Here is an 8,172-nt window from a genome sequence, read left to right on the forward strand (position 1 = left end):
ACGACGCTCTTCCGATCTTCTCTATCAACTAAAAAATCAGCTAGCCACACTAAGGCATTGGCCTTACAACCTAAAGGTTTAATTGCGGCAATGGCTTGATCATGGAGTTCAGTGGCCAATTGCTGTGCTTGGCTTAATCCTAATAAGGCAGGATAAGTGGCTTTATTAAGTTCTGCATCTGCGCCTGCTTGTTTGCCAAGTTTTTGAGTATCACCAATCACATCCAACACATCATCATGTACTTGAAAAGCCAAACCAAGTTTATTGGCATAAATTTCAAGGGCTTGTAGTGTGGGTTCATCCGTGCAACCAGCAGCAATCGCGCCCATTAACACGCTGGCTTTAATGAGTGCGCCTGTTTTGTGTTGATGAATTTGCTCAAGTTGAGCCACAGAAAGCTGTTGACCTTCACCTGCCAAATCAAGGGCTTGACCAACGGCCATATCAGTACTCGCCAAAGCGAGCTTTTGGACTTGTTGGCTTTTTTGTTGGTCGGATAATGAGCTTTGGCTTAAAGCAACAAAGGCAAGAGCTTGCAAGGTATCTCCTGCTAATAAAGCAGTGGCTTCATCAAAAGCTTTGTGACAAGTAGGCACACCACGGCGTAAATCATCATCATCCATACAGGGTAAATCATCATGGACTAAAGAATAACAATGCACTAATTCAACAGACCCTGCCGCAGAGTTTGCTTGTGCCATATCTCCACCACAAGCCAAACACGCACCATAAGCTAAAGCAGGACGAACTCGTTTGCCACCATTTAATACGGCATAACGCATAGCGGCTGCTAAAGGGCTAGAGAGTTGGTTTTGTTGTTGTAAAAATTGTTCGAGCCAAGGTTGAATACGCTGTTGGCAAAGTTGTAAAAAGTTTTCTTGGCTAGTCATAACATACCCTAAGTGATAACGACTTTTAGTATAGTGTAAATCATTAGGGTAGGACTAAGTGAAGACAATGTGAAAAAATGATGAGTTAAGCGGTTTTGTGTATTTTTAAAATAGGTGGCATCACGCTTCTTAATAAAATTGCCATCACCAACAAAACAGCTACTTGCACAGGTGCAAACGGTTGGTCGTATTGTAATGCAAGCACAAAAGCTGCCATATAACTGGCTACACCTAACATCACACTAGCGATAAGTGCGCTTCGCCATGTATTTGTCCATGTAAATACTGCCCAAGCAGGTAACAACACTAAAGCAAAACTGGCCATTAACCCTAAAGAAGCCGTACTAAAGGCTAATAATAAAGCCGCTAATAAATCAAAACTACCATGCCAACGCCATGCAGACAATTTATTGGCTTGTTCATAACCGACAAAAAAACGGGCGCGTAATAAACGTTTTGACCACCACGGTAAACAAATTAAAAAGGGAATGGCAACCACAATCATGGCAATGAGTTGTTCTTTGCCAACCAAAAAAATTTGACCATCACTTAAAGCATGAGCCAACGATTCACCCAATGAGCTATTAGCCGCCACTAAATACAAAATTGCCCAACCCATTAACATTAATAAGCCATAACCTAAGTTACCTTGTTGGCTAAAACTATATTTGGCGATGACCGCGACAATTGCCCCTAAACCGCCACTAGCTAATAACGATAATTCAACAGTTGCCCCTAATAATTGCACCGCCGCGGTGATATGGGCAATACCTAATGCAGCAAGCCACTCTTCGCGGGCATGTAATAAGCAACCCAATAACGGCAATAAAATACTGGCTAATAAACCAACGGCTAATGGCACTTGAAATAAAGGATCAAATAACAAATTCATACTAGCCAACATCCGAGCAGTGGAGGGCAGTGACATCTATTTGTCTGGAGGTGGTGGCGGTGACAAAATCTTTATCGTGGCTAATTAACATAATGCCTTGCTCAGCGCGGCGTTGTTGCAACAAGTCAATTAATAAACTTACGCCTAAAGGGTCTAAATTATTGGTGGGTTCGTCTAGCAAAATCACTTGGCTAGGTGAGGCTAAACAGGCCCAAATACTTAATAATTGAAATTGTCCACCCGATAAACTGTCCACCCGCTTATTTAATAAAGCATCTAAACGTGGCGGCATCGTTTGGCTGTTAGCGTGCATTAGGGCTAAATATTCTTTGACCGACAAGGGAAAATTAGCTAAACGCACAGGATGTTGTTTTTGTAAGCTAATTTGGGTGTTCGGAGCAAGTTGCCAAGTGCCTGCAAAACACTGTGCTTCGCCACATAACATTTTAAACAGGGTACTTTTGCCACAACCATTACTACCCAATAAACCCAACACTTCGCCCACCTCAAGCTGCAAAGAAACATTGGCTAAAATCGGTTGTTGATAACCGACACTGATATTATTTAGGCGTAATAAAGACATAATGCTCAAGGGGTTATATTTGTATGTATTATTTTGAGCATAACCAAGAATCTCAACGGAGTCTAATTTTTAATGAGCAGCCATCAGCCATTGTTCAATCAAACTAAAATAAGCCTGACTATTGCTATTATTAGCAGGCTCTAAAGGTAAGGCGGTGTGTTTCCATCCTAATTGTTGAGAAAGTTGGCCAATACCTGCATGACCTTGATAAATGGTATGCAAAATCACTCCTTGTTTGCCTTTATATTGTTTAACTAAGCCAAGCAAATGACTTGCTGTAGGGGGAATACCTGCTAAGGGTTCAATATAAGCTAACAAAGGGATATTAAAACGGTTGAGTAAATAATTACCATCTTTGTGATACAACAAGACACCTGTGCTATTTGCAGCGAGTTTTTGCCATTGAGGCATTTTGGCATTTACTTCTGCTTTAAATTGTTGAGCATTTTGCCGATAACGTGCGGCATTATTAGCATCTAATTTGGCTAAGCGTTCGGCTAAAGCGACAGCAACATCGGCCATGCGAATGGGGTCTAATTGAATATGTGGATTACCTAAAGGATGAACATCCCCTTGGCTACGGTCGGCATTGGTTTTAATATCAATTAAAGAAACTTGGGCAGCCGCTTCAAAATAACCATTGGTATTGGGCAAAATTTTGGGATTTGCCGCGCCTTCTATGGCAGGCGGTAACCATCCTTGTTCAAGCTCAGCACCTATCGACACCACTAATTGCGCTTGGCGTAAGGCTTGCAGCATGGATGGTCGAACTTGTAAGGTATGTACGTCACGGTCTGGAGGAGCAAGTTCGGTCACTTTGACTAAATCTGCTCCCACAGTACGACTTAACATACCCATGCTACTGGTTGTTGCCACAATATTCACTGCTGCAAAAAGCTGTGTACTGAATAAGGCTAATAAGCTAAAAATGACCGATTTTTTCATGTTTTTCTCTAAAACTTATGTGCGCCATGTGGGCCTAAGCTATGGGTATATTGCAAAAATACCTGATTTACTTTTTCAACTTTGCCTGTTTCATCCGCTAAATCAGCTTGGCTCGCTTGTAAGCGTAAGCGTGAAAACTCACTGGCATAAAAGCTCACAGCAAGGCTATTACGGCTAGAGTCTTTAAAGCTGACTTTAGTGCCTGCATTATTTAATTCATTGGTATTGCCTGTGGCATCATGGCGTAGTGATACTTGCCAACGCGGTGCAATACCATAACTGGCTTGTAGGGTATAGCCATCTTGTTTGCCAGTCACTTTGTTGCCAATCGCTAAAGGAAAGGTATCTAAAATGGTATCACCATCTGTGTCCATACCAATACCAGAGGCGGCAACTGTCAACTCTTTTTTAAGGGTTAGATATTCAGCAATGACTTTAAAGTCACCTTGACCATATTGGCCAGCACCATCCCATTTGTAAACAATATCTGTCCCAATGAGTGTTTGCTTGCCATCTAATGCCATTTCATCGCCAGTTTGTGCGGTTTCATCTTCGTCTAATAATTGTTGGTATTGCGTGGCTTGGGCATAAGAAACTCCCCATTGCAAGGCATGATTACTGCCCAAATCGGGTGCAAATTTGGCAAAAAGTGTGTTAATACGTGGCCCTGCTTTTTGCTCAGCAACGCCACCCAACATAGTATTTTCGTCAATGGTTTCATGGTTGAGTTCTTCATCAACTAATGCCCCAAAACGCTCTTGCTCTTTGCCTTGTAAGGCTTCTAAACCAAACAGGGCATAAAATGGCGTGGGGGCAAGCCATGTGAGTTGTAAACCTGTATCCATTAGGCCGTGTTCACCTAATAAGGCACTATAGGCTAAATTTTGGTCGGCGAAATCCCAAGTATGAGGATGTTGATTATTTAAATAACCAATGTCACTTAAAAACTTACCCATTTTTACCTTTAAGCCAGCAGGTAACATGCGTGTTTGTAACCATGCTTCTTCAAGCTCAGTTGCGCCTTGACTATCAATCGCTAAGGTTAATTTGCCATCAAAATATGGGTCAACAATTGCCGACATCACCAATTCTGACTCACCCAAATTAAAGCCTTTTTCCAAACCATGCTCGTGTTCTGTATGTGTATCATGTACGGTGTGGCTAATTCCTGCTATTTCTTCTAAATAATCACTGGCTTTGCCTTTTTTATTATCATGATAATAATTACCATCTAAAATTAATGAGATAGAGGGATTAAATTGTGAAGCCGCACTTAACATTTTATTGTTTTCGGCATAAGCATTTTGTAGTAATAATAAGCTTGCAGCGAGTAATGTAAGCTGGTTTTTCATGGCAAGACACTCTACAGTCATGGAAATAAAATCTTTGTTGATAGTTGTTACAATATAACATAACACTTTAAAAAGTTAAAAGGGGGTATTTATGTCTCGTCAGCACGAACTAGAGACAATAAAAGAACAGTGTCGAACTTTGGCACGTAAACGCGCATTAGTATCGGCAGGGGTGGCGGTTGTACCAGTGCCATTTTTGGATGTGATGGTTGATGCCAGTATGTTGACGGTATTAATTCCAGAAATTAGTCGTCGTTTTGGCTTAGCACCTGAACAAATAGAAGCATTTGATGCCGAAACTAAAAAAGTAGTGTGGTCAGAAGTAGCAAAACGAGGTTCGCAATTTATTGGTTTAGTGGTAACGCGAACTTTAGTGCGGCAAAGTGTACAAAATATGGCAACCAAAGTGATTTCTAAACAAGTGGCGAAATTTATTCCTTTTGGTGGGCAAATGGTAGCAGCAGGATTGGGTTATTTTGTGTTAAGAAGAATAGTTTATCAACATATTGATGATTGTTATGAAGTAGCTAAGGCGAGTTTTAATTAAAGCGATATTTTTTTAATAAATTATGTAAAGCATCTTGTTTGAGCGGTTTAGCCAAAAAGTCGGTCATTCCTGCGGCTAAACATTGGTTTTTATCGCCCTCCAGAGCGTTTGCGGTAAGAGCAATAATGGGAGTGGCTTCTTTGGCATTTTTTTGCTCTAGGTGTCTAATACTACGAGTTGCATCAAAACCATCCATTTCGGGCATTTGACAATCCATAAAAATTAAATCGTAGTCTTTTTCTTCGGCCATTTTGACTGCTTCTTTGCCATTATTAGCAATATCTACATCAATGCCAATTTTTTCGAGCATTTTTAGGGCAACCTTTTGATTTACAATATTATCCTCAGCTAATAAGGCTCTAATTGCGCCACGATTAATGGCTGATGTGCTATTAATAATTGGTGTATTTAATGTATTGTTCAATGATAAATTAGCATTAGTTTCTGACGTTTCGGCTAAGTTTTCTTTGGTTTGTAAAAAGGTTTTTTTACCACTATTGAGCGCGGAGATTTCGTTAATTAATTGATAAAAGCGCAAAGGTTTGGCAATAAAACCATTAAAAGCACTATATAGGCTATTTGGCAAATTACGCAAAGGTGTTTGGCTCATTAAAATCAAATGACTATTAGAAAAAATAGGATTTTGACGAATTGAATGTGCAAACGATAAGCCTTCAGATGATTTGGTGAGATTCTGGTCAATTAAAATAAACGGTACACGAGGCGATAAGTGATTCATTAATTTTAGTTTAACTAAGCCTTCCTCGGCAGAGCTAGCGGTTTCAACACGCATGCCATAGCGTTGTAAACAGTCGCTGATATGTTTGCGGTTGATTTCTAAACTGTCCACTACCAAAGCAGGCATAAAATACAACTCAGGATATTGTGGCATAGAGCGTTCAACGGCATGTTGACGTTTTAGGCTAAGTTGTACTTTAAAGGTGGAACCAATACTAGGTGTGCTTTCGAGAGTAATTGTGCCACCCATTAATTCTGATAAGCCTTTACTAATCGCAAGCCCTAAACCTGTGCCGCCAAAACGTCGTGTGGTGGTTGCATCTGCCTGAGAGAATAATTGGAATAATTTGCTTTGTTTATCAAGAGGAATACCAATGCCTGTATCAATGATTTCAATATTCAAATCAACAGTCGCAGGGGTAATAACATCGGCATAAATTTTTAAAGCGACATAACCATTTTTAGTAAATTTAATCGCATTACCTAATAAATTGAGCAAAATTTGCCGAATACGATTAGGGTCACCAATGAGTGTTCGTGGGCAGCTTGGACTATAAGCAAGTACTAATTCTATATTTTTGCTTTGAACTTGTGATAATAATAAATCACAGACTTCTTCACAAATTTTTTGTAAATCAAACGGAATCATTTCAATGGTGAGTTTACCAGCCTCAATTTTAGAAAAGTCTAAAATGTCATTAATAATGGTTAATAAGGCTTGGCCAGAGTGATATAAAATACGCGAATATTCTTGTTGCTCATTATTTAAGGGAGTTTCTAATAATAATTGTGCCATGCCCAAAATACCATTCATGGGGGTTCTAATTTCATGGCTCATGGTTGCTAAAAATTCACTTTTAGCTTTAGTCGCAGATTCGGCGGCTTCTTTGGCCGCAATTAATGCACTTTCTGTTTGTTTTTGAGTACTAATATCATTAATCGTGCCTGTTGTTCCACAAATTATCGTATTACCATGTTTGTCTTTTTCATAAATTAAACTAATCCATAAATCAACCCAAATTTCTTCATGTGCTGCAGTAATAATTTGTACATTATCTCTAAACTCACTAATTGAACCATTAAATAATTTTTGAAGCGCATGAAAAATATGTTCTTGATGTTGCTCTGATAGAAAATCAACCATCGGTTTACCCAATGAATTTTCAATTGGATATTTACTTAACTTTTGCCATGCTTCGTTTAAAAAGCTAAACATAGTTTGAGTATTTGTTTGAAAAATAACTTCATGAACGTTGTTGATGACGTGACTATAACGTTCTTTAGATTGGATAAGTTCTTGACTTTGTTGATATAAACGTAAGGCAGATTGATTTAACGCGCTATGTAACTCTTGGATTTCTTCTAAATGAGAATCAATATGTATAGAGCTTTGCTCACCTTTTTTATAAACATCCAGTTGTTTGGCAAAATCAATTAAACGATTGAGTTGTTGAATAGGACTTTTTAATAAATAAAATAACAAAAAACCCGAAATAATAGAAATAATAAACGCAAATAATAAAGCTCTTTTTAAAATTTGCAAATAAGTATCAGATTGGTTTTTATAGTCATAGAGCATATATGCCCAACCATAATCGGCGATGGGCTGCCAAAAGAAAATCTGACTATTTTCTTTATCAACGGTATAATATAAATCCTTGGTTTTTGGTATTTTTAATTGGCTATTATTCGCTTTTTCAGTGGGTTCTTCATTCAATTTATGTTCAACATGAACTAAAACGGTGCCTTCATTGTCAGTAATAATTAATTCTCGAATTTCAGAGAAAATAGCTGTATTTAATAATAAAGTTCTAATAGATTTTTTGTTGGCAATTAATACATCTTGTTCAACAATCGTACTGAGATTTTTGATGACCAAAATACCTTGATTAACGGCACTTTTTTGGTTGATTGTTCGTTGTTGTTGATAAATAGTTCCAGCAAAAATAGCCAAAGCTACACATAATGATATTGCAGAAAATACAGCCATTTGCCGTGTAAAATTACGCGGCAACAAAAAGCTAAGTTTTTTAAACATACCATTAATGATAGACATATTATTTGAGCGGGTTTTGATTGTTAAATTGTTCAATCAATGCCATTTCAAGTGCCCATAAGCGGTGTGCACCACAGACACTGATACGCTTCTCTCCTTGTAAATAAAAACTAGGTAATTCTGGTAGGTCAAGTTGCAACCATTGGTTAGTATTATGTTCAATCATACC

Annotated in this window: 7 protein-coding genes; 1 reads left to right on the plus strand and 6 read right to left on the minus strand. The window is 38.5% G+C overall.

Annotation, left to right across the window (positions count from 1 at the left end):
* From Q0212_RS05070 to Q0212_RS05090, 5 genes are all read right to left on the minus strand, one after another.
* The coding region (locus Q0212_RS05070; protein ID WP_297923148.1) for a polyprenyl synthetase family protein at nucleotides 1–890 on the minus strand (890 nt) is incomplete at its 3' end.
* Nucleotides 891–975: 85 nt separating this feature from the next.
* A complete protein-coding gene (locus tag Q0212_RS05075; protein ID WP_297923151.1) occupies nucleotides 976–1,782 on the minus strand; it encodes a metal ABC transporter permease in 807 nt (268 codons plus the stop codon).
* 1 nt (nucleotide 1,783) lies between these two features.
* Nucleotides 1,784–2,365 carry an ATP-binding cassette domain-containing protein gene (locus Q0212_RS05080; protein ID WP_297923155.1) on the minus strand — a complete coding sequence of 194 codons (582 nt, stop codon included), beginning with the start codon at nucleotides 2,363–2,365 and terminating at the stop codon, nucleotides 1,784–1,786.
* 69 nt (nucleotides 2,366–2,434) lie between these two features.
* Nucleotides 2,435–3,310: a zinc ABC transporter substrate-binding protein gene (locus Q0212_RS05085; protein WP_297923158.1), complete on the minus strand. Its 876-nt coding sequence runs from the start codon at nucleotides 3,308–3,310 to the stop codon at nucleotides 2,435–2,437.
* Between the two features lie 8 nt (nucleotides 3,311–3,318).
* Nucleotides 3,319–4,662: a hypothetical protein gene (locus Q0212_RS05090; RefSeq protein ID WP_297923161.1), complete on the minus strand. Its 1,344-nt coding sequence runs from the start codon at nucleotides 4,660–4,662 to the stop codon at nucleotides 3,319–3,321.
* Nucleotides 4,663–4,753: 91 nt separating this feature from the next.
* On the opposite strand from Q0212_RS05090, the gene Q0212_RS05095 reads away from it, so the two are divergent.
* Nucleotides 4,754–5,209 carry a hypothetical protein gene (locus Q0212_RS05095; protein ID WP_297923164.1) on the plus strand — a complete coding sequence of 152 codons (456 nt, stop codon included), beginning with the start codon at nucleotides 4,754–4,756 and terminating at the stop codon, nucleotides 5,207–5,209.
* On the opposite strand, the gene Q0212_RS05100 is transcribed toward Q0212_RS05095, so the two are convergent.
* Entirely contained in the window at nucleotides 5,202–7,985 is a 2,784-nt protein-coding gene (locus Q0212_RS05100; RefSeq protein WP_297923167.1) for a PAS domain-containing hybrid sensor histidine kinase/response regulator, read from the minus strand. The genes Q0212_RS05095 and Q0212_RS05100 overlap by 8 nt on opposite strands.
* Between the last annotated feature and the right edge of the window lie 187 nt (nucleotides 7,986–8,172).

The organism is uncultured Agitococcus sp. (genome assembly GCF_937920075.1).
In the GTDB taxonomy this organism is placed as follows: domain Bacteria; phylum Pseudomonadota; class Gammaproteobacteria; order Pseudomonadales; family Moraxellaceae; genus Agitococcus.